Source organism: Nocardioides sp. 503 (assembly GCF_004522095.1).
In the GTDB taxonomy this organism is placed as follows: domain Bacteria; phylum Actinomycetota; class Actinomycetes; order Propionibacteriales; family Nocardioidaceae; genus Nocardioides.
In genome coordinates, this window is the sequence record NZ_SPUI01000003.1 from 1193118 (window position 1) to 1217416 (window position 24299).

Here is a 24299-nt window from a genome sequence, read left to right on the forward strand (position 1 = left end):
TGTGGGGGGCCGGCTCGGAGGAGATTCACCGGGTACCCGGTGAAACTCGCGCTTCCGGCATGAAGTTTCGTACCGGAAGCAGGAGATTCACCGGGTAGGCGGTGAATCTTGAGGCTGATGTGGCGACGGATGACACCGACGAAGTAGCCCTGACGACTTGTCGACATATCGATGGGTCGCTAGATCGGCCTGTCGTTGCGGTTGCGGGGGTCCATGATGTCGATGATGCGGCGCAGGTCGTCCAGGGAGGCGAACTCGACGGTGATCTTGCCCTTGCGCTGGCCGAGGTCGACCTTGACCCGGGTCTCGAGGCGGTCGGAGAGGCGCTCGGCGATGTCGGCGAGTCCGGGGGCGGTGGGCTTGCGGCGGGCGCTGCGCTGGCCGGTCGAGCCGACCTCGCCCACGGCGACGATCTCCTCGAGGCCGCGCACGCTGATCCCCTCGGCCACCACGCGCTGGGCGAGGCGGTCCTGGATCTCGGGGTCCTCCACGGCCAGCAGGGACCGAGCGTGGCCGGCCGACAGCACGCCGGCTGCGACGCGGCGCTGGACGGCCGGGCTCAGCCGGAGCAGCCGCAGGGTGTTGCTGATCTGGGGCCGGGAGCGACCGATGCGGGTGGCCAGCTCCTCGTGGGTGCAGGAGAAGTCCTCCAGCAGCTGGGCGTAGGCGGACGCCTCCTCCAGCGGGTTGAGCTGCGAGCGGTGGAGGTTCTCCAGGAGCGCGTCGCGCAGCATGTCGTCGTCGTCGGTCTGGCGGACGATGGCCGGGATCGCCTCGAGGCCGGCCTGCTGCGAGGCGCGCCACCGCCGCTCCCCCATGACCAGCTCGTAGGCCTCCGGACCGCTGCGTCGTACGACGATCGGCTGGAGCAGCCCCACCTCGCGGATCGAGTGGACCAGCTCGGCCATGGCCTCCTCGTCGAAGACCGTGCGCGGCTGGACGTGGTTGGGCTGGATCTGGCCGATGGGCAGCTCGGCGAAGTACGCCCCCGCCTCGTTGGGCGGCGGCTCGGGCGTGGGCTGAGGGGATCCGGACGACGGCGCCCCGTCGGGGGCCCCGTCCTGATCGGCGGCCGGCTGGGGCTCGGGCTCGCTGGGAGCCGTCGGGATCAGGGAGCCCAGGCCGCGGCCCAGGCCCCGTCGCTGCTGCGGACGACTCACGGACGTACCCCCTTGGTGGCGATCTCGCGTGCTGCCTCGAGATAGCTGAGCGCACCGGGGGACCCCGGGTCGTAGGTCATGACCGTCTGCCCGTACGACGGCGCCTCGGACACCCGGACCGAGCGCGGGATCGAGGTCTTGAGCACCTGGTCCCCGAAGTGGTCGCGGACCTCCTCCGCGACGCCGGCGGCGAGCCGGGTGCGGGCGTCGTACATCGTGACGAGGATGGTCGAGACGGCGAGGTCGGGGTTGAGGTGCGCCCGCACCATGTCGACGGTCTCGAGCAGCTGCCCCAGCCCCTCGAGCGCGTAGTACTCCGCCTGGATCGGGATCATCATCTCGTCGCCGGCGACCAGCGCGTTGAGCGTGAGCAGCCCCAACGAGGGCGGGCAGTCGATGAACACGAAGTCGAAGCGGTCCTCGCCGGCCTCCGCCGCGGTCCCGACGAGCGGGTGTCCGGAGATGGCGCGCTGCAGGCGACCCTCGCGGGCGACGACGCTGACCAGCTCGATCTCCGCGCCGGCGAGGTCGATCGTGGCCGGGACCACGAAGAGACCCTCGATGTCGGGGCACGGGCTGACCACGTCGGCCAGCGGCACGCCGTCGACCAGGGCGTCGTACGTCGACGGCACGCCGCGCCGGTGCTCGACGCTGAGCGCGGTGGAGGCGTTGCCCTGCGGGTCCAGGTCGATGACGAGCACCCGTTGCCCGAGCTGGGCGAGACCGGCCGCGACGTTGACGGTGGACGTGGTCTTGCCGACCCCGCCCTTCTGGTTGGCCACCACGAACACGCGGGTGGCGTTCGGGCGGGGGAGCGCCGGTCGAGCCGACGACTGCTGGCGGGCGATGAGGCTGTGCTGGGCGGCCCGCGCCAGCGGGGTGGCCGCGTCCTCGAAGCCGCCGTCCATCGACGCGACGTCCGCCGCGGTCCGCACGTTCATACCCACGGGTGCGGTCACCGACCGAGCGCTCGTTTCACGTGAAACATCGACCGATTCGGTGGTTTCACGTGAAACCGGCTCAACCGAGCCAAATTCCCCATCCTGTGGATAACTGGCCTGGACCTGTGGACGGTCACGCTCAGGGAGCGGGGTGCCACCGGTGGAAAACTCCTCGGTCACGCGTTCCGCCTCTGCTTGCGTCGGTTCTGATCGGTGCCGCGCCGCCGCCGCGACGGCGTCTGGGCAAGCGGCCAAGATACCCGCGTCGGGTCGGCCCAGGGAACCCGGACGGCGACCGTGGTGGAGGAGAGCAGCCCCTCACCCAGCACGCTCACCTCGGGCTCCCCGCACCCCAGCTGGTCGAGCACCTCCCGGGCCTCCTCGATCTCGTCGTGCACCGAGGATCCCTTCATCGCCACCATGGCGCCGTGGGCCGCCACCAGCGGCATCGACCAGCCCAGCAGCCGCCCCAGAGGAGCCACCGCCCGGGACGTCACGACGTCGAAGCGCCGCTCACCGTGGAGGGACTCCGCCCGGCCCCGGACGACCTCCACGTTGTCCAGGCCCAGGGTGGCTATCGCCTCCTCGAGGAAGGTGGTGCGGCGCAGCAGGGGCTCCACGAGCGTCACCTGGACGTCGGCCCGAGCGATGGCAAGCACCACGCCCGGCAGGCCGGCTCCGGAGCCGAGGTCCACAAGCGTGCTGCCCTCCGGCACCAGGTCGGCCAGGACGGCACAGTTGAGGAGGTGTCGGTCCCACAGGCGCGGAGCCTCGCGGGGCCCGATCAGGCCGCGCACCACCCCGTCGGCGGCCAGCAGTGCGGCGTACTGCTCCGCCAGCGGGAGCCGGTCCACAGCAAACACCCTCCGGGCCACATCAGGCACGGAGGGCGTCTGCGGGTGTTCCTCGCTCATCGCGAGGCGCCGTGTTCCACGTGAAACATCACGCCGGGACGATCACCACGAAGCGGCGCGGCTCCGCGCCCTCCGACTCGGACGTCAGTCCGGCGGCGGCGACGGCGTCGTGGACGACCTTGCGCTCGAACGGGCTCATGGGGTCCAGGGAGACGGGCTCGCCGCTCTCGCGGACCTGCGCCACCAGGCGCTCGGCCAGCTCGACGAGCTGCTGACGCTTCTCCGCGCGGTAGCCGGAGATGTCGAGCATCAGGCGCGAGCGGTCACCGGTCTCGCGGAACACCGCGAGGCGCGTGAGTTCCTGGAGTGCCTCCAGGACCTCGCCGTCCCGTCCGACGAGCTGGGAGAGGTCGGCGCCCACGATGGAGACCGCGGCCCGGTCGCCGTCGACGTCGATGTCGAGGTCGCCGTCCAGGTCGGCGATGTCGAGGAGCTCCTCGAGGTAGTCGGCCGCGATGTCGCCCTCGCGCTCCAGCAGCTGGATGCGGGTCCCCGTCGCGGGCGCGTCGACCGTGTCCTCCCCGGCGCCGGCGGCCGCACCGGAGTCGGTCGGGACCGGCTCGGTCTGCTCGGTCCCCTCGTTGTCGGTCAGCTCAGCGCTGTCGGTCAGCTCACCGCTGTCGGTCCGCTCACCGGTGTCGGTCTGCGCGCTGTCGGCGTCGGCACTCATGGGGTGTCTCCCTTGTTCTCGTCAGGTCGGGGCTTGCGCTGGGCAGGCTTCTGGCCCTGCTGCGCGGACTTCTGGGCCTGGCGCTGCTGCGCCTGGCGCTGCGCCTTGGTGAGCTTCTTGGGCTGCTGGCGCACGGCCGGGCGAGGGGCCTCGGGCTCTGCGACGACCTCCTCGGTCACCACCGTGCCGTGCTTGGCGGCCTTCGCCTTGTCCCGCTCGGTCTTCGCCTGCGCGGCCGGCGTGCCCGGCGCGGGGTTGTTGCGGATCACGTAGAACTGCTGGCCCATCGTCCATAGGTTGGAGGTGGTCCAGTAGAGGAGCACGCCGATGGGGAAGGCCACGCCACCGAGGCCGAACGCCACGGGCAGGATGTAGAGCAGCATCTTCTGCTGCTGGGCGTAGGGGCCGCTCAGCGCGTCGGCCGGCATGTTCTTGCGCATCAGCTGACGCTGGGTGGTGAACGTGGTGGCGGTCATGGCGAGCACCAGGACCAGCGCCACCAGCATCACCGCGACGTTCGAGTCGGGGTTGCCCCCCCACACGCGGGCACCCCAGAAGCTGTCGTTGATGGGGATGACGCCGAAGATCTCGGACTGACCGAAGCTCTTGGCGAGCTTCTCGTTGAGGAAGCCGTGCGCCTTGTTGCTCTTGGCGGCCTGGTCGAGCAGGCGGAAGAGCGCGAAGAAGATCGGCATCTGCAGCAGGATCGGCAGGCACGAGGCGAACGGGTTGGTCCCCGTGTCCTTGTACAGCTTCATCGTCTCCTGCGCGAGACGCTCCCGGTCGTGGCCGTACTTCTTCTGCAGCTCCTTGACCTTGGGCTGGATCAGCTGCATGTTGCGGCTGGACTTGATCTGCTTGACGAACAGCGGGATCAGGCAGACGCGGATGACCAGGGTCAGGCCGATGATCGACAGGGCCCACGCCAGACCGCCGTTCTCGTCCAGCCCGAGCAGCGTGAAGAGCTTGTGGAAGCCGATCATCACCGCCGAGATGATGTAGTACAGCGGCGTCAGGATGAAGTTGCCGATGTCGGACAGGGTTCCCACGGATCAGGCTCCTTGGTTGGGCGTCGAGTGGCCCGCGGCGACGCGGGAGGGGACGGGGTCGTAGCCACCCGCGGCCCAGGGATGGCAGCGAGCCAGGCGGCGTACGGCGAGCCATCCGCCTCGGACCGTACCGTGCTCCTGCACCGCTTCGAGGGCGTACGCCGAGCAGGACGGGTGGTAGCGGCAGACCTGCCCGTACAGGGGGCTGATCACGGCGCGGTACGCCTTCAGGAGCCCGATCACGACGTACTTCATGCGGCGCCCCTCGGTTGCACTCGCCCCAGACAACGATCGAGGTCCGCGGCCAGTTCCGGCCAGGCCGCGGTCGAGGCCGCCGGGAGCGCCCGCACCACGAGGGCCGAGGACGCCGGCAGCGTGTCCAGCCGCTCGCGCACGAGGTGGCGCAGCCGGCGCTTGACGCGGTTGCGCACCACGGCGTTGCCGACCGCCTTGCTCACCACGAAGCCCGCTCGGCTCGGACCTTCTCCGAACGGGGCCAGGTGCACGACGAGCGTGCGCGAGGACGACCGCCGTCCCGTGCGGGACGTACGGCGGAAGGTGTCGGCGTCGGTGAGCCGGTGCTCCGGTGGCAGCACGAGTCGGGCGCGTCTGGCCAGCTCGGCCGGAGGACGCGGACCCTCAGACGGCCAGTTCCTTGCGCCCCTTGCGGCGGCGCGTCGACAGGATGGCGCGACCGGCGCGGGTGCGCATGCGCAGGCGGAACCCGTGCACCTTGTGGCGACGACGGTTGTTCGGCTGGTACGTACGCTTGCTCACGACTGTGTCTCTTTCGGTTGGTTCGGGAAGGGTCACGCCGGTGGATCGGCAGTGCCTGGCCCCTCGGGACGGGCCCGGGAGGCCGGTTCAACTGGCACCGCCCATCCACGGAGACGAGGACTCATCCCGTGGACATGCGGCACCGGTCGACACCGGGCGACCGGCCAACGGTACGCGCAGGCTCTCCACAGGGTCAAACCGTCGATCGACCTCCTGGGGACCTCGTCGTCCACGCCTGTGGATGACGGCTTGCCGCTGCTGCCGAACCCGGGTTACGTTCGGGCCACCGAGGTTCCCCCGCAGCCCCGGAACGCACCGACTCGACGGGGTCTGTGACCTCCGCCACACCGGCGGGCCAACGGCCTCTGACCTGCGACAACAGCCGAGATCGAGGCGTCAGGCTGCGTCTCGGGCCGGCTCTCTCCACAGACACGGGGTCGGGTTCACAACCTGTGGACAAACTTGTGGAGACAGCGCCCCACGCGGGGCGGAACGATCGACTCGGGCCCGAAAGGCGGCGCAAGCCACGTGGAGCACATGACGTCCGATCTCGACCAGGCCTGGCGGCAGGTCGTCAACGACCTGCAGCCCAACCAGCGGGCCTGGCTCCGGGCCAGCAAGCCGGTCACCCTGCACGAGAACACCGCGATCATCGCGGTGCCCAACGACTTCACGCGCGTGCAGCTCGAGGGCCGGCTGCGCGGGCAGCTCGAGGACGCGCTCACGGTGAGCTTCGCGCGCGAGATCCGGATCGCCGTCACGGTCGACGCGGCCCTGGACGACGGCCAGATGATGCCGGACCACCCCCATGGCGATTCGGAGACAAGTCGAGAAGTCGACATATCGACGACGCCGCAGGCGCCCCCGGTCGCCCCGGCTCCGGTGTTCGTGCCCGAGGCCACCGAGGCCGTCAAGGGCAGCGCCCTGGAGACGCGGCTCAACCCCAAGTACACCTTCGAGACCTTCGTCATCGGCAGCTCCAACCGCTTCCCCCACGCCGCGGCCGTCGCCGTGGCGGAGGCGCCGGGCAAGGCCTACAACCCGTTGCTGGTCTACGGTGACTCCGGTCTGGGCAAGACCCACCTCCTGCACGCGATCGGTCACTACGTGCGCAGCCTCTACGCCGGCGCCAAGGTGCGCTACGTGTCGAGCGAGGAGTTCACCAACGAGTTCATCAACGCGATCCGCGACGACCGGCAGGACCGGTTCAAGCGTCGCTACCGCGACGTCGACGTGCTCCTCATCGACGATATCCAGTTCCTGGAGGGCAAGACCCAGACCCAGGAGGAGTTCTTCCACACGTTCAACACGCTGCACAACGCCAACAAGCAGATCGTGCTGACCTCCGACCGCGCGCCCAAGCGGCTCGAGGCACTGGAGGACCGGCTGCGCAACCGGTTCGAGTGGGGCCTGATCACCGACGTCCAGCCTCCCGACCTGGAGACCCGGATCGCGATCCTGCGCAAGAAGGCCGCGATGGACCGGCTCACGGCGCCGCCGGACGTGCTGGAGTTCATCGCCTCCAAGATCCAGACCAACATCCGCGAGCTCGAGGGCGCGCTGATCCGGGTGACGGCGTTCGCCAACCTCAACCGCCAGGAGGTCGACATGACCCTGGCGGAGATCGTCCTCAAGGACCTGATCCCCGAGGGCGGCGAGCCGGAGATCACGGCGTCGCTGATCATCGCCCAGACCGCGGCCTACTTCGGGCTCAGCATCGAGGAGCTCACCGGGCCCAGCCGTGGACGACACCTCGTGATGGCGCGCCAGATCGCGATGTACCTGTGCCGCGAGCTCACCGACCTCTCGTTGCCCAAGATCGGCGCGCAGTTCGGCAACCGCGACCACACCACGGTCATGTACGCCGACCGCAAGATCAACCAGCTGCTCGCCGAGCGCCGCGCGGTCTTCAACCAGGTCAGCGAGCTCACCAACCGCGTGAAGATGCAGGCCCGCCAGTCCTGAGGCCCGGAGGTTGAGGAGGTCGCGCAGCGACCGTCTCGAAACCTCTCTCGGTGGGAGCCGACGTCCGGCTGGGTTTCGAGACGGGACTTCGTCCCTCCTCAACCCACGAGGGAGCGGTTCAAGACGGGACTTCGTCCCTCCTCAACCCACGGTCTAGGTGACGGGCTCGTCGAGGCCGACGAGCATCCGGTCGAGCAGCCCGCGCAGCTGGCCGGCCTCGGCCTCGGTGAGCCCCATCCCGCTGGCGATGCCGAGCGGTACGTCGGCGACCCGGTCGCGCAGCTCCCATCCCGTGGGCGTCACCTCGAGCAGCACCCGGCGCTCGTCGGCCGGGTCGCGTCGCCGACCCACGTGCCCCGCCGCCTCGAGGCGCTTGAGCACGGGGGTCAGGGTCCCGGAGTCCAGGCGCAGCCGCGCCCCCAGCTCGCCGACGGTCACCGGCTCCTCGCTCTCCCACAGCGCGAGGAGGCAGAGGTACTGCGGGTACGTCAGCCCGGCCTGCGCCAGCAGCGTCGTGTAGCGGCGCGTCACCGCGCGGCTGGCGGCGTACAGCGGGAAGCAGAGCTGGGCGTCGAGGCCGAGCTGGGGGAACGAGGTCACGCCCCTCAGCCTATCCCCTTGCGCAATTAGGTTGTGCACAATATGTTTGTTCACATGAACATTCTCTACACGGCCTCCGCCGTCGCCACGGGCGACGGCCGCAACGGTCACGTCCAGTCCACCGACGCCCTCGTCGACACCGACGTCCGCACCCCCACCGAGCTCGGCGGCCCCGGCGGGGCCACCAACCCCGAGCAGCTCTTCGCCGCGGGGTACGCCGCCTGCTTCCACTCCGCCCTCAAGCTGGTCGCCGGCCAAGCGAAGGCCGACACCACCGACTCCGAGGTGGTCGCCGACGTGTCCCTGGGCGCCAACGACTCCGGTGGCTTCGGTCTCGCGGTCCAGCTGGAGGTCACACTCCCCGCGCTGGAGCGCGCCCAGGCCGAGGAGCTCGTGGCCAAGGCCCACGAGGTGTGCCCCTACTCCAACGCCACGCGCGGCAACATCGAGGTCACCCTCACCGTCGCCTGACCCGACCGGCTGAGCGGCCCGACGAACGGTCCCGAGGGCGCTGTCTTCCTGTGGAGGCAGCGCCCTCGTGGGTCCGAACTACACGGGGAGGATCTGTGGAGGAGAGAGCGCGGCCGCCGCGCAGCGTCGTGTGATTCCACATCGGACGCGGGCCGGCCCGAGGTCATCCACAGGCGTCTCCACCCCTCCGCAGGCGGTCTGACCTGGGGCGACGGTGCTCCTCCACAGTTTCCACCGATGCTATGACGACTACCTACCTCTAGATGTGTCGATGAACGGTGCACGTCCACTCGGCCCCCTGCCTGGGGATGACTCGTGCCGTACCGACCCACGTGGCAGGATGCGCATCCCGAGATATGTGTGAGACCGAGCCCCAGACGAAGGATGCATCGTGAAGTTTCGTGTCGACCGCGACGTGCTCGCTGACGCCGTCGCCTGGGCTGCCCGCAGTCTCCCGGTGCGCCCGAGCGCCCCGGTCCTGGCCGGCCTGCTGATCGACGCGTCCGACGACGGGCTGGTGCTCTCGACGTTCGACTACGAGACCTCGGCGCGCGCGACCCTCACCGCGGAGGTCAGCGACGAGGGCCGCGCCCTGGTCAGCGGCCGCCTGCTCGCCGACATCTGCCGCAGCCTGCCGGGCAAGCCGGTCGACATGGCGCTGGACGGCGCCCGGGTCACCCTGACCTGCGGCTCCGCGCGCTTCACCCTGCAGACGATGCCGGTCGAGGACTACCCCACGATCCCGCAGATGCCCGAGGCCACCGGCACCGTGCAGAGCGACGTCTTCGCCCACGCCGTCGCGCAGGCCGTGACCGCCGCCGGCCGCGACGACATGCTCCCGGTGCTGACCGGCGTCCGCATCGAGATCGACGGCACCACGATCTCGCTGCTCGCGACCGACCGCTTCCGGCTCTCCCAGCGCGAGCTCAACTGGGAGCCCCGCTCCCCCGACGAGTCGGTCGCTGCGCTCGTGCCGGCCCGGGTGCTGGGCGACACCGCCAAGTCGCTCACCGCCGGCAGCGAGGTCAAGATTGCGCTGGCCGCGAGTGGCTCGGGCGAGGGCCTCATCGGCTTCGAGGGCAACGCGCCCGGCGGCGTACGTCGCACGACGACGCGCCTGCTCGACGGCGAGTTCCCCAAGGTCCGCAGCCTGTTCCCCGCGGAGAAGCTCACGGTCGCCAAGGTCGACAAGGCCGCGCTGATCGAGTCGGTCAAGCGCGTCTCCCTGGTCGCCGAGCGCAACACCGCGGTGCAGCTCGCGTTCAGCGACGGGGTGCTGACCCTGGACGCCGGCTCCGGCGACGAGGCCCAGGCCTCGGAGTCGATCGAGGCCGACATCGAGGGCGAGGACATCACCACGGGCTTCAACCCGCAGTTCCTGCTCGACGGCCTCACCGCGATCGACGAGGCCGTCGTGGAGCTTGCGTTCACGCAGGCCTCCAAGCCGGTGGTCCTGAGCGGGTCGGTGGAGGACGGCGGCGCAGACAGCGGGTTCCGCTACCTGCTGATGCCCAGGCGCCTGCTTTCCTGAAGGCACGGTTTTCCTAGGGCTCGGGAGGGCACACGCATGGACATCGGACTGGTCGGCCTCGGCAAGATGGGCGGCAACATGCGCACCCGGATGCGCAACGGCGGCGTGACGGTCGTGGGCTACGACCGCAACCGCGAGGTCTCCGACACCGACAGCCTTGAGGCGATGGTGCAGCAGCTGCCCGCGCCCCGCGTGGTGTGGGTGATGGTGCCGGCCGGCGGGCCGACGCACGACACGATCACCGAGCTCGGCGGGCTGCTGGAGGAGGGCGACCTGATCGTCGACGGCGGCAACTCCCGCTGGACCGATGACATCGCCCACGCCGAGGCGCTCGCGGAGAAGGGCATCGGCTTCGTCGACTGCGGTGTCTCCGGCGGGGTCTGGGGCCTGGAGAACGGCTACGCCCTGATGTACGGCGGCACCCCCGAGGACGTCGCTAAGGTCCAGCCGGCCTTCGACGCGCTCAAGCCGGAGGGCGAGTTCGGCTCGGTCCACGCCGGCAAGGTCGGCGCCGGGCACTTCAGCAAGATGGTCCACAACGGCATCGAGTACGCGATGATGCAGTCCTACGCCGAGGGCTGGGAGCTGCTCCAGGCGGTCGACATGGTCGACAACGTCACCGAGGTCCTGCGCTCCTGGCGCGAGGGCACCGTCATCCGGTCCTGGCTCCTCGACCTGCTGGTCAGCGCCCTGGACGAGAAGCCCGCACTGGAGGGCATCACCGGCTACGCCGAGGACTCCGGCGAGGGCCGGTGGACCGTCGAGGCCGGCATCGAGCACGCGGTGGCCACCCCGGCGATCACCGCCGCGCTCTACGCCCGCTTCGTGTCCCGCCAGGACGACTCCCCGGCGATGAAGGCGGTGGCCGCGATGCGCAACCAGTTCGGCGGTCATGCCCTGCGCACCAGCGCACCCGAGGGCGGCGACGCCGACGGTGGCACCCCGGACCAGTCCCGCGCGGCCGAGAAGGCCGGCTCGGGCGACGACTCCGCAGCGGCCGAGAGCTAGCCCAGCTCCCCCGGTGTACGTCTCCCACCTCACGCTGCACAACTTCCGCTCCTACGCCACGGCCGACGTCGCGCTCGAGCCCGGCGTCACGGCCTTCATCGGTCGCAACGGGCAGGGCAAGACCAACCTGATCGAGGCGATCGACTACCTGTCGCGCCTCAGCTCGCACCGGGTCGCTACCGACGCGCCGCTGGTGAAGGCCGGCTGCGACCAGGCGATCGTCCGGGCCGCCGTCGTACGCGACGGGCGGACCGCGGTGCTCGAGGTGGAGCTCAACCCGGGCAAGGCCAACCGGGCGCGGGTCAACCGCTCGACGCTGCCCAAGTCGCGCGACCTCGTGGGGCTGGTGCGCACGGTGGTCTTCTCCCCCGAGGACCTGACGCTGGTCAAGGGCGACCCGTCGGACCGCCGGCGCTTCCTCGACGACCTGCTGGTGCTGCGCACGCCGCGCCTGGCGGGGGTGCGCTCGGACTACGACCGGATCCTGCGCCAGCGCAACTCGCTGCTCAAGACCGCCGGGCACGCGCGCCGCGGCTCGACGAGCCAGGAGTCGGCGCTGTCCACGCTCTCGGTGTGGGACGGCCAGCTGGCGCGCACCGGCGCCGAGCTGCTGCGCGAGCGGCTCGCGCTGGTCGAGGCGCTGCGGCCCTACGTCGGCAACGCCTACGCCACCGTGGCGCGCGGCGCCTCCCGCGAGGACGCCGAGATCGACTACCGGCCCTCGTTCGAGCTGACCGACGACCTCGAGGCGGGCCTGCTGGCCGAGCTCGAGCGCCGGCGCAACGACGAGCTCGACCGCGGCATCTCGCTCGTGGGGCCGCACCGTGACGAGCTGCTGCTCACGCTCGGCGGACCGCCCGACGCCGGCGGCGTGCGGCTGCCGGTCAAGGGCTACGCCTCGCACGGCGAGTCGTGGTCGTTCGCGCTGTCGCTGCGCCTGGCGTCGTACGACCTGTTGCGCTCCGACGGCGACGACCCGATCCTGATCCTGGACGACGTCTTCGCCGAGCTGGACACCGAGCGGCGCGCCCAGCTCGCCGAGCTGGTCGCCGGCGCGGAGCAGGTGCTGGTCACGGCCGCGGTCGGCGCCGACGTCCCCGAGGCGCTGGCGGGGGCCCGCTACGCCGTGGCCCAGGGAGAGGTGACGCGTGCCTGACGAGCCGGACGACGCCGCCCTCCCCGAGCCGGAGCCGGACCCGCCGCACGCCGACGACGGCCTCGACCTGGCGCGCGCCCTCACCCGGGCGGCCGCGGGATCGACGCCCCGTCACCGCGCTCGGGCCCGCGGCCGCGCGCGCCCCGCCGGCACGGGCCGGGTGAGCGGCGCCCACCCCGACGACCGCGACCCGCAGACCCTCGACTCCACGCTCGCCCGCCTGGTCGACGACCACGGCTGGGCGCTGGACCTGCGGATGCGCGGGGTCTTCGCGCGGTGGCCCGAGCTCGTGGGCGACGAGGTCGCCGCCCACTGCACGCCCGAGAGCTTCACCGACGGCAAGCTGCTGGTCCGCACCGACTCCACGGCCTGGGCCACCCAGCTGACCCTGCTCGCGCCGACCGTCGTACGCCGCCTCAACGAGGAGCTCGGACCGGCGACCGTCGTCGCGATGGACGTGGTCGGCCCGCACCTGCCGAGCTGGAAGAAGGGCCGCCGCTCCACCCGCGACGGCCGTGGCCCCCGCGACACCTACGGCTGAGGGGCGACGCCACGGGCGACCGAGAGGCTCCTAGCTCGACCTGGCCGGCAGCGGGAGGCCGGTTCCGGCCAGCGCCACGCTCCGCCTCCCGGTCGGTGTAGTCCGTTCGCAGGCCCGGTCCACCGTGCACCGCACCACGACCTCGTCGGCCCCGTCCCAGTTCTCGCCGGTCACGATGACCGCCAGGAACGAGCGGTCGCTCTCGATGACCACCTGCTCGGTGCGCACGAGGGAGTAGGGGAGCTGCTCGGAGTTGGAGTTGGGGAAGGCGAACGCCGTCGGCGCGTCGCCGCCGGGTGCTCCCCGCAGGGTGAGCACGGCGGGTTGGCTCGGGTCGTCAGGGACCGACGCCTCGACCTCCAGCGTGCCGTCGGCCGAGCGCGCGACAACCCCGGTGGGGGCCAGCCCGTCCTCGCTGCGGTCCCAGGCCTCAGCCACGGCGCGGTCGGCGGGCTCGAGGGCGTCGTACTCGGACGCACGTCGCCGGTGGGCCCCCCGGACGACGGCGAGCCGCTCGCCGGTGACGGCGTCCATCACCGTGACGAGCGGCGGACCGAAGGGCGACTGGTAGCGGAACAGGATGTGACCGGTCTCGCGCACGAGCACCGGATCGTGCTCGTGTGGCCGGCCGATGTCGGTGAGCGTGCCGTCGTCCGCGACCGTGGCCACCTGGCCTCCGCCGTCGGCCACGTAGGTGCTGCCGTGGTAGGACCCGAGCGGCTTCCCGCCCTCGAAGTCCTCCGGGAGCGAGATCCTCCTGCCGTTGTGGAAGAGGGTGAGGTCGATGAGCACGTCGACCCCCGGCCGCGGCCCCTTCGGCAGGGCGGCGGCCACCACGGTGACCGGGTCGTCCGCCGTGACGGCTGGCCCGTCGTCGTTCCCCTGGCCGCAGCCGGCGAGTCCGAGCAGAAGGACGACGACGCTTGCGAGGCCGAGGGGGCGAGTGGGCACGGCAAGCCTCCTGGAGATCGACATGGGACGTACGTGAGACGCCCTGGGAGGTCACCAGGTTGCCACGTCGGACCCGGTCGACCGGGGGTCCCCGGACCCCACAGCCTCAGGCCTCGCTCAGGCGATCTGCGGGCCGTGCAGCGGTATGGGGACCTGTCGGCACCCCTGTTCGGCCCTCCGGGAGGCCGTTACGGGACGCTCAGGGACATGTTTCCTCCACGCATCCCCCCGTTGCCGTGGTCGGTGCGTGGAATGCGGCCCTAGAACCGGTATCATGGGTGTCGGCCGCCGTGACGGGACTCCACCCTGGTCCGCGGCCTTCTGTGTGCCACACCCCCGGAGTAGATGAGGTCCTGCGTGTCCGACGCCACCCCCCCGCCGCACTCGAACGTCACGGGCGACTACGACGCCTCCGCGATCCAGGTCCTCGAGGGTCTCGAGGCGGTGCGCAAGCGTCCCGGCATGTACATCGGCTCGACCGGTGAGCGCGGTCTGCACCACCTGATCTGGGAGGTGGTCGACAACTCCGTCGACGAGGCGCTCGCCGGCCACTGCGACCGGATCGTCCTCACGCTGCTCGCCGACGGCGGGGTGCGGGTCGAGGACAACGGGCGCGGCATCCCCACCGATACCGCACCCGGTCAGGAGATGCCGGCGCTCACGATGGCGCTGACGATGCTCCACGCCGGCGGCAAGTTCGGCGGCGGCGGCTACAAGGTCTCCGGTGGTCTCCACGGCGTCGGCATCTCGGTCGTCAACGCGCTCTCGACGCGCGTGATCGCCGAGGTCCGCAACCGCGGCCACGAGTGGCGCCAGACCTTCACGATCGGCGTGCCCGACGGCGAGCTCGAGCAGGTCCGCGCGATGGAGCCCGGTGAGCGCACCGGCACCACCATCACCTACTACGCCTCGCCGGAGATCTTCGAGACGACGACGTACTCGCTGGAGACGATCACCAACCGGATCCGCGAGATGGCCTTCCTCAACAAGGGCCTGGAGATCGTCGTGCGCGACGAGCGGCCCGAGGCCGACGACCTCGTCGAGGCCGTGCAGGACGCCACCGTCGAGGCCGAGGTCGACACCGCGGGCCACGACGGCATCAAGAAGGCCGAGGGCGGCGGGCTGGAGCAGGTCTTCAAGTACGACCGCGGCCTGGTCGACTACGTCGAGCACCTCAACCGCCGCAAGGACAAGGCCAACCCGACGATCATCGCGTTCGAGGCCGACTCCGACCTGTTCTCCAATGGCAAGGGCAACGACAACGCCGACCACCACATGAGCCTCGAGGTGGCCATGCAGTGGAACACCTCCTACACCGAGTCGGTCCACACCTTCGCCAACACGATCAACACCCACGAGGGCGGCACCCACGAGGAGGGCTTCCGCTCCGCGCTCACCTCCCTGGTCAACCACTGGGGCGAGGAGTGGGGCCTGATCAAGAAGCGCGAGGACCGGGTCTCCGGCGACGACATCCGCGAGGGCCTCACCGCGATCATCTCGATCAAGCTGGGCGAGCCGCAGTTCGAGGGCCAGACCAAGACCAAGCTCGGCAACACCGAGGCCAAGGGCTTCGTGCAGCGCCTGACCAACGACCAGCTGGGCGCGTGGTTCGAGCAGAACCCCGCCGAGGGGCGCGACATCGTCCGCAAGAGCCAGGCGGCGGCGTCCGCACGCATCGCGGCCCGCAAGGCGCGCGACCTCGCTCGCGGCCGCAAGGGCCTGCTCGGCGGCGGCGGCCTGCCCGGCAAGCTGTCGGACTGCCAGTCGACCAACCCCGCCGAGTGCGAGGTGTTCATCGTCGAGGGCGACTCGGCCGGTGGCTCGGCGCGTCAGGGCCGCGACCCGCGCGTCCAGGCGATCCTCCCGATCCGCGGCAAGATCCTCAACGTCGAGAAGGCCCGCATCGACAAGGTGCTGGCCAACACCGAGGTCCAGGCGATCATCTCGGCGCTCGGCACCGGCATCCACGAGGAGTTCAGCCTCGAGAAGCTGCGCTACCACAAGGTCGTGCTGATGGCCGACGCCGACGTCGACGGCCACCACATCAACACCCTGCTGCTGACGCTGCTGTTCCGCTTCATGAAGCCGCTCATCGAGCACGGCTACGTCTACATGGCCCAGCCGCCGCTCTACCGGATCCGCTGGAACAAGCCGGCCGAGCACGAGTTCGTCTACTCCGACGCCGAGCGCGACCTGATGATGCGCGACGGGCTCGACCAGGGCAAGAAGCTCCCCAAGGAGAACCCGGTCCAGCGCTACAAGGGTCTCGGTGAGATGAACGCCGAGGAGCTGTGGGAGACCACGATGAACCCCGAGCAGCGGCTGATGCTCCAGGTGACCCTGGACGACGCCGCCCAGGCCGACGAGATCTTCTCGATCCTCATGGGCGAGGACGTCGAGCAGCGCCGGTCGTTCATCCAGCGCAACGCCAAGGACGTGCGATTCCTCGATATCTAGCTCTCTAACCCGAGCCCTAGACAGTCGTAGACGCACCGAGAGAGACGAAGACAAGTGACTGAGACCCCCACCGGCGGCGGCACCACCACTCCCCCCGAGGGCCCCGGCCCCGGCGGCCGCATCGAGCCGATCGAGCTGCAGACCTCCATGCAGCGCGCCTACATCGACTACGCCATGGCGGTGATCGTCGGCCGCGCGCTGCCCGACGTACGCGACGGGCTGAAGCCGGTGCACCGCCGGGTGCTCTACGCGATGTTCGACGGCGGCTACCGCCCCGACCGCGGGTTCTCCAAGTGCTCGCGCGTGGTCGGCGACGTCATGGGTCAGTACCACCCGCACGGCGACACCGCGATCTACGACACCCTCGTGCGCCTCGCGCAGCCGTGGGTCATGCGCGCGCCGCTGGTGCACGGGCAGGGCAACTTCGGCTCGCCGGGCAACGACTCCGCGGCCGCCATGCGTTACACCGAGTGCCGCATGGCCCCGCTCGCGCTGGAGATGGTGCGCGACATCGGCGAGGACACCGTCGACTTCCAGCCCAACTACGACGGTCGCTCGCAGGAGCCCGTCGTCCTGCCGGCGCGCTACCCCAACCTGCTGGTCAACGGCTCGGCCGGCATCGCGGTCGGCATGGCCACCAGTATCCCGCCGCACAACCTGCGCGAGGTCGCCGACGGCGCCCGGTGGGCGCTTGAGCACCCCGACGCCACCCGCGAGGAGCTGCTCGACGCGCTGCTCGAGCGCATCAAGGGCCCCGACTTCCCCAACGGCGCCATGATCGTGGGCCACGAGGGCATCGAGCAGGCCTACCGCACCGGCCGCGGCTCGATCACCCAGCGCGCCGTCATCGAGGTCGACGAGGACGCCCGCGGGCGCACGATCCTCTCGATCACCGAGCTGCCCTACATGGTCAACCCCGACAACCTCGCGCTCAAGATCGCCGAGCTCGCCGACTCCGGTCGCGTGCAGGGCATCTCCGACGTGCGCGACGACTCCTCGGGGCGCACCGGCCAGCGCCTGGTCGTCGTACTCAAGCGCGACGCCGTCGCCCGGGTCGTGCTCAACAACCTGCTCAAGCACACCGAGCTGCAGACCAACTTCAGCGCCAACATGCTGGCGCTCGTCGACGGCGTGCCGCGCACGCTGCCGGTCGACCAGTTCATCAGCAACTGGGTCACCCACCAGGTCGAGGTCATCCAGCGGCGCACCCGCTACCGCCTCGCCCAGGCCGAGCGCGACGCCCACATCCTGCGTGGCCTCGTGAAGGCGCTCGACGCGCTGGACGAGGTCATCGCGCTGATCCGCCGCTCCCCCGAGGTCGACGACGCGCGCGACGGGCTCATGGAGCTGCTGGAGATCGACGAGACCCAGGCCGTCGCCATCCTCAACCTGCAGCTGCGGCGCCTCGCCGCGCTGCAGCGCCAGAAGATCATCGACGACCTGGCCGAGATCGAGCTCAAGATCGCTGACCTCGAGGACATCCTCGCCAACGAGGCCCGCCAGCGGCAGATCATCGGCGACGAGCTCACCGAGATCACCGACAAGTACGGCGACGACCGGCGCACGCAGATCATCGCGGCCGACGGCGACCTGTCGATGGAGGACCTGATCCCCGACGAGGAGCTCGTCGTCTCCATCACGCGCGGCGGCTACGCCAAGCGCACCCGCGCCGACCAGTACCGCTCGCAGAAGCGCGGCGGCAAGGGCGTGCGCGGCGCGACGCTGCGCGGCGACGACGTCGTCGAGCACTTCATCGCCACCACCAACCACCACTGGCTGCTGTTCTTCACGACCGCCGGCCGCGTCTACCGCACCAAGGCCTACAACCTGCCCGAGGCCTCGCGCGACGCCAAGGGCGGCCACGTGGCCGGGCTGCTCAGCTTCCAGCCGGACGAGTCGATCGCGCAGGTCTTGGCGATCCGTGACTACGAGCAGGCGCCCTACCTCGTGCTCGCCACCCGCAACGGCCTGGTCAAGAAGACCCGCCTGGGCGACTACAACAGCCCGCGCCAAGCCGGCGTCATCGCGATCAACTTCCGCGAGGACGACGACGAGCTGATCGGCGCCGAGCTGGTCAACGCCGAGGACGACATCCTGCTCGTCTCGCGCAAGGGGTCGGCGATCCGCTTCCGCGCCGACGACGCCCAGCTGCGGCCGATGGGCCGGGCGACGTCCGGCGTCTCCGGCATGAAGTTCCGCAGCGAGGACGACTCGGTGCTGTCGATGTCGGTCATTCGCGCCGCGCAGGCGGCCGTGGAGGACTCCGACGAGAACGTCCAGTACGTCTTCACGATCACCGACGGCGGCTTCGCCAAGCGCAGCCGCATCAGCGAGTACCGCCTCACCAACCGCGGCGGGCTCGGCGTGCGCGCCATGGCCCTGGCCAACGAGGACCGCGGCGGACTGGTCGGCGGCTTCATCGTCGAGGACGGCGACGAGGTCCTGGCCATCACCCAGAGCGGCCAGGTCGTGCGCAGCCCGATCAACGAGAACTTCCGCCCGACCGGCCGCTCCACCATGGGCGTGAAGTTCGTGTCGCCCAAGTCCGGTGACTCGGTCGTCGTCGTGGCCCGCTCGGTCGAGGCGAAGGTGATCGAGGAGGTCGTCGAGAACGCCGAGAACGCCGAGGCGGAGGCCTCGGAGACCGGGCCGGACGCCGTCGGCTCGTCGGATGTGGCGGCAGATGTCACAATCGAGGAGTCCGCTGCACCGGAGACCACCGACGACACAGGCGAGAGTGAGGGCTGATGACGGAGCGTTCCGCCCAGCCAGCCACCCAGCGCACGCCGACCCGCACCGGGTCCGAGCGATCGACCGCGGACGACACCGCCGTACGACCTCCGCTGCGCCAGCGCATCCAGGCCAAGGTCGCCAACGTGACCGACGAGCACCGCGCCAACGCGGAGCCGGAGTCGAAGAGGGCGGCCAAGAAGGCGTCCGGCCCGGCCAAGCCGCCACGTCGCGCGCGGCTGCGGCTGACCCGCATCGACCCGTGGTCGGTGATGAAGACGGCGTTCCTGCTGTCCATCGCCTTCGGCGTCGTCACCGTGGTCTCGGTGATCATGGTCTGGTCCGTGCTCGGTGCGGCCAACGTCTGGGACTCCATCAACCAGACGATCCAGGACAGCATCGGCGGCAACGAGACGGCCAACTTCGACATCGAGAACTACATCGGCACCTCGCGTGTCGTCGGGTTCACGATGCTCGTCGCCGCCGTCGACGTCATCCTGCTGACCGCCATCGCGACGCTCGGCGCGTTCCTCTACAACATGGCCGCCGCGCTGCTCGGCGGCATCGAGGTCACCCTCGCGGAGGACAACGCCTGACCAGGGCCGACCACCCCTCCGGCCGTTTTGTGAGCGGCGTTCGCGGTGGGGTAATGTTCGCGGCTGGCAGTCGCCAAGCGGGCCTATAGCTCAGACGGTTAGAGCGCTTCCCTGATAAGGAAGAGGTCAGAGGTTCAAGTCCTCTTAGGCCCACCACCACCCCTTCAGCCGCCAGCGCGGTCACCACGTGTCACGGGAGTCAGCATGAAGAAGGTCCTCCTGGTCCTCCTCGCCGCCGGCGGCGCCGTCCTGGCCCGCCGCAAGGTCGCCGAGGGCCGCGCCGAGCAGGCGCTCTGGGCCGAGGCCACCGACAACGTCGAGAAGGTCTGACCCGCTCGACGTACCACCACGGCCCCGGACCCGCTCCGGCGCTGAGGGGCCTTGGCGCAATTGGTAGCGCACCTGCTTTGCAAGCAGGGGGTTAGGGGTTCGAGTCCCCTAGGCTCCACCGAGAGAATCGCAGGCAATCCTGTGCTTTCTTCTGACTTATGGCCTACTTCCTCCCTCCGCCGTATCCGCCGTAGAGATTGGTGGGGGAATCTCTCACCGGCGGGGCTGAGCTGGGCCTCGCGAGGGCGGCCTGGGAACCCTTTGAACGGGTTGACGAGTTCCTTCGAAGCGCCATCACTGAGTTCGTCGCCAGCGAGACCATCAAGCCAATTAGGAGTCGGCAACCACCGACGGCCGGAATGCCGTCCATTTAATGTCATGGGGAGCTGAGCTGATGCTGCGCCAGGTCCCAGACGACGACCAGCGGCCGGCCCGTCACAGCGCCGCGCTCGCGTGGTGGGAACCGCGTACAGCCTTCGACAGGCTCCGGGCAACCCGTTCTGTACGAAGCCTCAACCGTGCGGCTCCCACCCCCATGGTGGTGCCTCTGCCGTCGCTGCGCTCCTGAGAGCCGACGGCGATGCCATCGTTGCAAGCCACGTCAAGGTGGTCGAGATCGCTGGCTTGGAAGTTGAGGCTGTCGCCCCAGTCCCAGAGCAACCGCCTCTTCCAGACACCGCACTTCTTCGCGAGTCGTTCTTCGCCCAGGTCGCGCAACCGCCAGAGCGGCCACATTCGTGAACAAGGAAAGTAGCGTTGATGAGCTGGAGGGGCGCAGCGACGACCACTGTAGACAGAGCACCGAGAAGCCACCATCTGAAGCGAGGCCCGACTCGACCATCCGTTGGTCCAGTTCATCACGGGACGCCTCCGGCCTCGGTAGCTTCGCTGCTACCACGTACCCCTTCCGTGTCCTACTGAGGGGGTATCATTTCTTGAACGAGAGCAATCCCGCTCTCGCAACACCCAACTGGGGCTCAGCCCCCAAGGCAGAAGGAGAAACGCATGGATTCACAGCCACGACCCAAGTTTTGGAAATTACCCGCGTCATCGACGCCCGTGACCTAATCGGGCTCTATCAACTGAAAGGAAAGCAGCGGGTTTTCACGGGCGTCACGACGCGGGGCAGCGATGCGAGTCCCCCGATGCACAACCACCGTGAAGACTCCCCAGCACCACAACCAGCAGAACTCTTACAAAAAGCACTTCAACCTCCCTTCGATCCGCGCTGCCGTGCTGCCTGGAGGGTCGATGGGCATCGCGTTGTTCGCGCCCTTCCTTGGCGTATGGCCGGGGGTCTTCCTTCTGGCTCCGACGATGATGTTCGCCTGGTACGTGATCTACGTGCCGACCTGGGCAGCGGAACGGAAGTTCGCATCCGAGATCAGCATGGGGGCGACCAAGACCGAGGCGCGCCTGCGGGCCCGCAGCGTCCACGACCACTACTTGCTCTGGCGCCGCAACCCGCACGGTGACACCGACCCGCCCATGAAGCAGTAGCGCTGAGTGGAGCCGGCAGAGTGCGGGATGAGACTCACCCCGACGCTCTGCAGGCTTCGACGTAACGTGGCGCCATGACCCGTTCTGAGAAGTGGGTCCCTACACCGCGCAGCGCTTCACTCTCCGGCAGGGCCTCCAAGAACACCGAGCCCGAGTTGATGCTGCGTCGCGCGCTACACGCGGCCGGAGTGCGCTTCCGGCTCCACCGACGCATCGACAAGGGCTGTACCCCTGACCTTGTTTTGCCCGCCAGACGGATAGCGATCTTCGTTGACGGAGACTTCTGGCACGGCTGCCCGATGCATTTTCCTGACCGCAGGCCGGCCGGCCCGAACGCTCCGCTTTGGCAGCAGAAGTTCGAGCGGACGCAAGAGCGCGACGAGCGCTCGACCGTGATCGCGAAGAGGGCCGGATGGACCGTCGTACGGCTTTGGGAGTGCGAAATCCGCGAGGCCCCTGAGGCTGCGGCGGCGCGTGTGCTCCACTCCCCGTGATATCGAACACTTGTTCGATCGACACGCATGCCCAATACCGGCGTGCCGGAGCCGGTGCTCTAAGCTTTCCGGTATGGCAAAGTCCGCGTCTGCGTTCCGGTTCGTCGATCTCTTCGCAGGAGTCGGGGGCTTTCACGCGGCCCTGAAGGCGTACGGCGGCGCGTGCGTGTACGCGGTTGAGATCGACAAGGCTGCGGCTGCGGTCTACGAGCGCAACTGGGGCCGCAACCCGCTCGGCGACATCAAGGTCGACGCGAACGAAACGATCATGAATGTGCCCGACCACGACCTCCTAGTCGCAGGCTTCCCGTGCCAACCCTTCTCGAAGTCTGGCGCGCAGCGCGGTATGGACGAGGCGCGCGGCACCCTCTACTGGCACATCTTGAAGATCATCGAGAAGCGAAAGCCGAAGGTCGTCCTCCTCGAGAACGTCCGCAACCTTGCCGGACCGCGGCACCTTCATGAGTGGCAGGTCATCATCGAGACGCTCCGCGAGCAGGGTTACCGCGTGTCGGAGACGCCTGCGATCTTCTCGCCGCACCTGCTCCCTCCCGAACGAGGTGGTCGCCCCCAGGTCCGCGAGCGCGTCTTCATCACGGCCACCCACAACCCGACGGGGCTCGGAGACGACTCGTTCGTCGAGCCGGTCGCACGAATCGGGCACGGGATCGGCGGCTTCGACCCGAAAGCGGAGTGGCACCTGGAGGATCTGCTCGACGACACACACAACGTCCCAGGCTGCGACTTGACGGAGGCTGAGGTTCGGTGGGTCGACGCCTGGGACGAGTGGGTCCAGACCTGGTTCGAGAAGTTAGACGGGCGGCGACCGCCCGGGTTCCCGATCTGGGCGGACTCGTGGACGGACTTCGACAAGGTCGTGAAGCGGTTCGGCGACGTGCCGGACCACCGCGAACTGATGGACGACGATGAAGGCCTGCCCGCGTGGAAGGCCGGCCACCTCGCGAAGAATTACGCGCTGTACTCGATTCACCGCGAGTGGATAGACGTCTGGGCCCAGAAGTGGGGCATCTACACGGAGAAGTTCCCTCCGTCGCGGCGCAAACTGGAGTGGCAGGCGCAGGACACGCCGCGCCTATGGGACACGGTCATGCATTTCCGGCCGTCGGGCATTCGTGCGAAGGCGCCCACGTACCTACCCGCACTGGTCGCGATCACGCAGACATCGATCGTGGGGGGGACTCGGCGTCGCCGTCTGTCTCCGCGGGAGACCGCGCGACTGCAGGGGCTCCCCGACACGTACGACTTCGGCGCCCAGCGCCCGGCCGCTACCTACAAGCAGATGGGTAACGGCGTGAACGTCGGCGTCGTATGGCACGTCCTGCGCGAGCACGTGGCGCGTGATGAGGACGTGCTGAAGAAGACAGCGGCCGGCCGAAACATAATAAGGGCCGTGCAGACGGCTCCGCTGTCACCCGACGAGGTCCTAGCGAAGCACAAGCCCGTGACGGCCGGCTGAGCCTCACCAGGGGTGGCGTGGGTCGTAGTCCTTCTCCCACTGCGGCCGACGGATCTCCCAGCCGAACACGATCCCGGTGCCACCGGACGGATGGCGCCACGCCTCGAAGGACGCCTCCGCTCGGGGACCGATGGTCCAGCCGCGAAGCCGGAGAATCGAGTCTGCAAACTCGATCAGCGGGCGGTAGTAGAGCGGGCCGTTGTTCTTTACAATGGACCTGATGTTCTTCACGGTCATTGCCGCATCGCCGGTGGTGTGCAGTGTCGCGGCGTGGTCAAGGGACGTCTCGTCATAGTCGAAGCCGTACCCAACGACTGCGATTCGGCGCGTCCACCCGTACTCCCGAAGCCGCAGCGCGTCGTGAAGAACCCCTCGGTCCTTCAAGTACGGGGACAGCATTTTGGCGGTCTCGTGGTCGCCGTTCTTCCCGTTGTCCCCGACGAACTGCAGTCGCTTGACTTCGACGCCCCACTCGGGCGGCTCGTCGATCAACCCATCGGTCGTGAAGATGTGGTCAAGCTTCGTGGTCGATGGGACATCCGTAGTTGGGTAACTCACCTCGGTCTCGCGGAAACTCCGCTCGTCCGCGTACAGGGTCTCCCACGCCGCGTCCATCAGCGGCACGACCACCGACTCTGTCATGGGTTGGATGCCAGGCTGATATGCGACCTTAGTCCGCGCGTTGACTCCGACGACCGTCGTTGTAGCGTCGACTTCGGCCAGCGAGTCGGCGTACCGCTCTACGATCTCCTGCAACTCCACCCGTGAACCGTAGTCAGCTGAGCAGCGCCAAGGGGGACTTCAGGTGGATCCACCGGGGTCTCGTACCTGAGCCGATTGCACTGGACCGGCAAACACCACGCGCGTGTCACGGTCTCAGGTATGAGGTCCTCGCAACGCCGGTCTGCACGGACGACTGCGCGCCTCTCCACCTCGGTCCCTCAGCGAGAGATCGACTTCTGACCGTGCGCGTCTTCGCCT

24 protein-coding genes and 2 tRNA genes are annotated in these 24299 nt (G+C 69.3%); 15 read left to right on the top strand and 11 right to left on the bottom strand.

Translation table 11 applies throughout. The annotated features are described in order from the left end of the window. Nucleotides 1-179: 179 nt before the first annotated feature. The 8 genes from E4622_RS12830 to rpmH all read right to left on the bottom strand — a co-directional run bounded on the left by E4622_RS12830 (nt 180) and on the right by rpmH (nt 5511). Nucleotides 180-1160, bottom strand: a complete 981-nt coding sequence (locus tag E4622_RS12830) for a ParB/RepB/Spo0J family partition protein (protein WP_134740546.1) — start codon at nt 1158-1160, stop codon at nt 180-182. Next, nucleotides 1157-2101 (bottom strand): ParA family protein, encoded by a 945-nt coding sequence (locus E4622_RS12835; RefSeq protein ID WP_209021937.1) that lies wholly within the window; start codon nt 2099-2101, stop codon nt 1157-1159. The genes E4622_RS12830 and E4622_RS12835 overlap by 4 nt, the downstream gene beginning before the upstream one ends. A gap of 176 nt (nt 2102-2277) precedes the next feature. Next, nucleotides 2278-2955, bottom strand: coding sequence for a 16S rRNA (guanine(527)-N(7))-methyltransferase RsmG (rsmG, locus tag E4622_RS12840; RefSeq protein WP_348536998.1), 678 nt, complete (start codon nt 2953-2955; stop codon nt 2278-2280). An 88-nt stretch (nt 2956-3043) separates the two neighbouring features. Next, entirely contained in the window at nt 3044-3499 is a 456-nt protein-coding gene (locus tag E4622_RS12845; RefSeq protein ID WP_134740817.1) for a R3H domain-containing nucleic acid-binding protein, read from the bottom strand. A gap of 182 nt (nt 3500-3681) precedes the next feature. Continuing rightward, entirely contained in the window at nt 3682-4734 is a 1053-nt protein-coding gene (yidC, locus tag E4622_RS12850) for a membrane protein insertase YidC (RefSeq protein ID WP_134740548.1), read from the bottom strand. 3 nt (nt 4735-4737) lie between these two features. Then, nucleotides 4738-4989, bottom strand: coding sequence for a membrane protein insertion efficiency factor YidD (yidD, locus tag E4622_RS12855; protein ID WP_134740549.1), 252 nt, complete (start codon nt 4987-4989; stop codon nt 4738-4740). After that, nucleotides 4986-5330: a ribonuclease P protein component gene (rnpA, locus tag E4622_RS12860; RefSeq protein WP_134740550.1), complete on the bottom strand. Its 345-nt coding sequence runs from the start codon at nt 5328-5330 to the stop codon at nt 4986-4988. The genes yidD and rnpA overlap by 4 nt, the downstream gene beginning before the upstream one ends. Before the next feature lie 43 nt (nt 5331-5373). Further along, nucleotides 5374-5511, bottom strand: a complete 138-nt coding sequence (rpmH, locus tag E4622_RS12865; protein WP_134740551.1) for a 50S ribosomal protein L34 — start codon at nt 5509-5511, stop codon at nt 5374-5376. Nucleotides 5512-6048: 537 nt separating this feature from the next. Between rpmH and dnaA the strand changes: the two genes are divergently transcribed. Beyond that, complete coding sequence (gene dnaA, locus E4622_RS12870) at nt 6049-7476, top strand: chromosomal replication initiator protein DnaA (RefSeq protein ID WP_134740552.1); 1428 nt, start codon at nt 6049-6051, stop codon at nt 7474-7476. A gap of 153 nt (nt 7477-7629) precedes the next feature. Here dnaA and E4622_RS12875 read toward each other — a convergent pair whose 3' ends face one another. Next, nucleotides 7630-8076: a MarR family winged helix-turn-helix transcriptional regulator gene (locus tag E4622_RS12875; RefSeq protein ID WP_134740553.1), complete on the bottom strand. Its 447-nt coding sequence runs from the start codon at nt 8074-8076 to the stop codon at nt 7630-7632. A 54-nt stretch (nt 8077-8130) separates the two neighbouring features. Between E4622_RS12875 and E4622_RS12880 the strand changes: the two genes are divergently transcribed. The 5 genes from E4622_RS12880 to E4622_RS12900 all read left to right on the top strand — a co-directional run bounded on the left by E4622_RS12880 (nt 8131) and on the right by E4622_RS12900 (nt 12783). Then, nucleotides 8131-8547: an organic hydroperoxide resistance protein gene (locus tag E4622_RS12880; protein ID WP_134740554.1), complete on the top strand. Its 417-nt coding sequence runs from the start codon at nt 8131-8133 to the stop codon at nt 8545-8547. Nucleotides 8548-8938: 391 nt separating this feature from the next. After that, on the top strand, nt 8939-10078 hold the full coding sequence (gene dnaN, locus E4622_RS12885) for a DNA polymerase III subunit beta (RefSeq protein ID WP_134740555.1): 1140 nt from the start codon (nt 8939-8941) through the stop codon (nt 10076-10078). A 36-nt stretch (nt 10079-10114) separates the two neighbouring features. Continuing rightward, nucleotides 10115-11086 carry a phosphogluconate dehydrogenase (NAD(+)-dependent, decarboxylating) gene (gene gnd / locus E4622_RS12890; RefSeq protein WP_134740556.1) on the top strand — a complete coding sequence of 324 codons (972 nt, stop codon included), beginning with the start codon at nt 10115-10117 and terminating at the stop codon, nt 11084-11086. Nucleotides 11087-11099: 13 nt separating this feature from the next. Further along, on the top strand, nt 11100-12242 hold the full coding sequence (gene recF, locus E4622_RS12895) for a DNA replication/repair protein RecF (RefSeq protein ID WP_134740557.1): 1143 nt from the start codon (nt 11100-11102) through the stop codon (nt 12240-12242). Beyond that, nucleotides 12235-12783: a DciA family protein gene (locus E4622_RS12900; protein ID WP_134740558.1), complete on the top strand. Its 549-nt coding sequence runs from the start codon at nt 12235-12237 to the stop codon at nt 12781-12783. Before recF ends, E4622_RS12900 begins: the two co-directional genes overlap by 8 nt. A gap of 30 nt (nt 12784-12813) precedes the next feature. Here the strand turns inward: E4622_RS12900 and E4622_RS12905 are convergent, their stop codons facing one another. Continuing rightward, a complete protein-coding gene (locus tag E4622_RS12905) occupies nt 12814-13734 on the bottom strand; it encodes a hypothetical protein (protein ID WP_134740559.1) in 921 nt (306 codons plus the stop codon). A gap of 357 nt (nt 13735-14091) precedes the next feature. Here E4622_RS12905 and gyrB point away from each other — a divergent pair, with 357 nt between their 5' ends. From gyrB to E4622_RS12945, 9 genes are all read left to right on the top strand, one after another. After that, nucleotides 14092-16191: a DNA topoisomerase (ATP-hydrolyzing) subunit B gene (gene gyrB, locus E4622_RS12910; RefSeq protein WP_245156001.1), complete on the top strand. Its 2100-nt coding sequence runs from the start codon at nt 14092-14094 to the stop codon at nt 16189-16191. A 54-nt stretch (nt 16192-16245) separates the two neighbouring features. Continuing rightward, complete coding sequence (gyrA, locus tag E4622_RS12915; RefSeq protein ID WP_134740561.1) at nt 16246-18939, top strand: DNA gyrase subunit A; 2694 nt, start codon at nt 16246-16248, stop codon at nt 18937-18939. Continuing rightward, nucleotides 18939-19517, top strand: coding sequence for a DUF3566 domain-containing protein (locus E4622_RS12920; protein WP_134740562.1), 579 nt, complete (start codon nt 18939-18941; stop codon nt 19515-19517). Before gyrA ends, E4622_RS12920 begins: the two co-directional genes overlap by 1 nt. A 79-nt stretch (nt 19518-19596) precedes the next feature. Continuing rightward, nucleotides 19597-19673: transfer RNA gene (locus E4622_RS12925), tRNA-Ile, on the top strand. Between the two features lie 48 nt (nt 19674-19721). Then, the gene (locus tag E4622_RS23065) at nt 19722-19847 is read left to right on the top strand and encodes a DLW-39 family protein (RefSeq protein WP_209021899.1); all 126 of its coding nucleotides are present in this window, start codon (nt 19722-19724) and stop codon (nt 19845-19847) included. 45 nt (nt 19848-19892) lie between these two features. Further along, nucleotides 19893-19965, top strand: a tRNA-Ala gene (locus E4622_RS12930). Between the two features lie 1040 nt (nt 19966-21005). After that, on the top strand, nt 21006-21347 hold the full coding sequence (locus E4622_RS12935; RefSeq protein ID WP_134740563.1) for a hypothetical protein: 342 nt from the start codon (nt 21006-21008) through the stop codon (nt 21345-21347). A 74-nt stretch (nt 21348-21421) separates the two neighbouring features. Continuing rightward, nucleotides 21422-21841 (top strand): very short patch repair endonuclease, encoded by a 420-nt coding sequence (locus E4622_RS12940; RefSeq protein ID WP_134740564.1) that lies wholly within the window; start codon nt 21422-21424, stop codon nt 21839-21841. A gap of 73 nt (nt 21842-21914) precedes the next feature. Beyond that, nucleotides 21915-23318, top strand: a complete 1404-nt coding sequence (locus E4622_RS12945) for a DNA cytosine methyltransferase (RefSeq protein WP_134740565.1) — start codon at nt 21915-21917, stop codon at nt 23316-23318. 3 nt (nt 23319-23321) lie between these two features. Here E4622_RS12945 and E4622_RS12950 read toward each other — a convergent pair whose 3' ends face one another. Beyond that, nucleotides 23322-24080, bottom strand: coding sequence for a hypothetical protein (locus E4622_RS12950; protein ID WP_134740566.1), 759 nt, complete (start codon nt 24078-24080; stop codon nt 23322-23324). Nucleotides 24081-24299 lie beyond the last annotated feature (219 nt).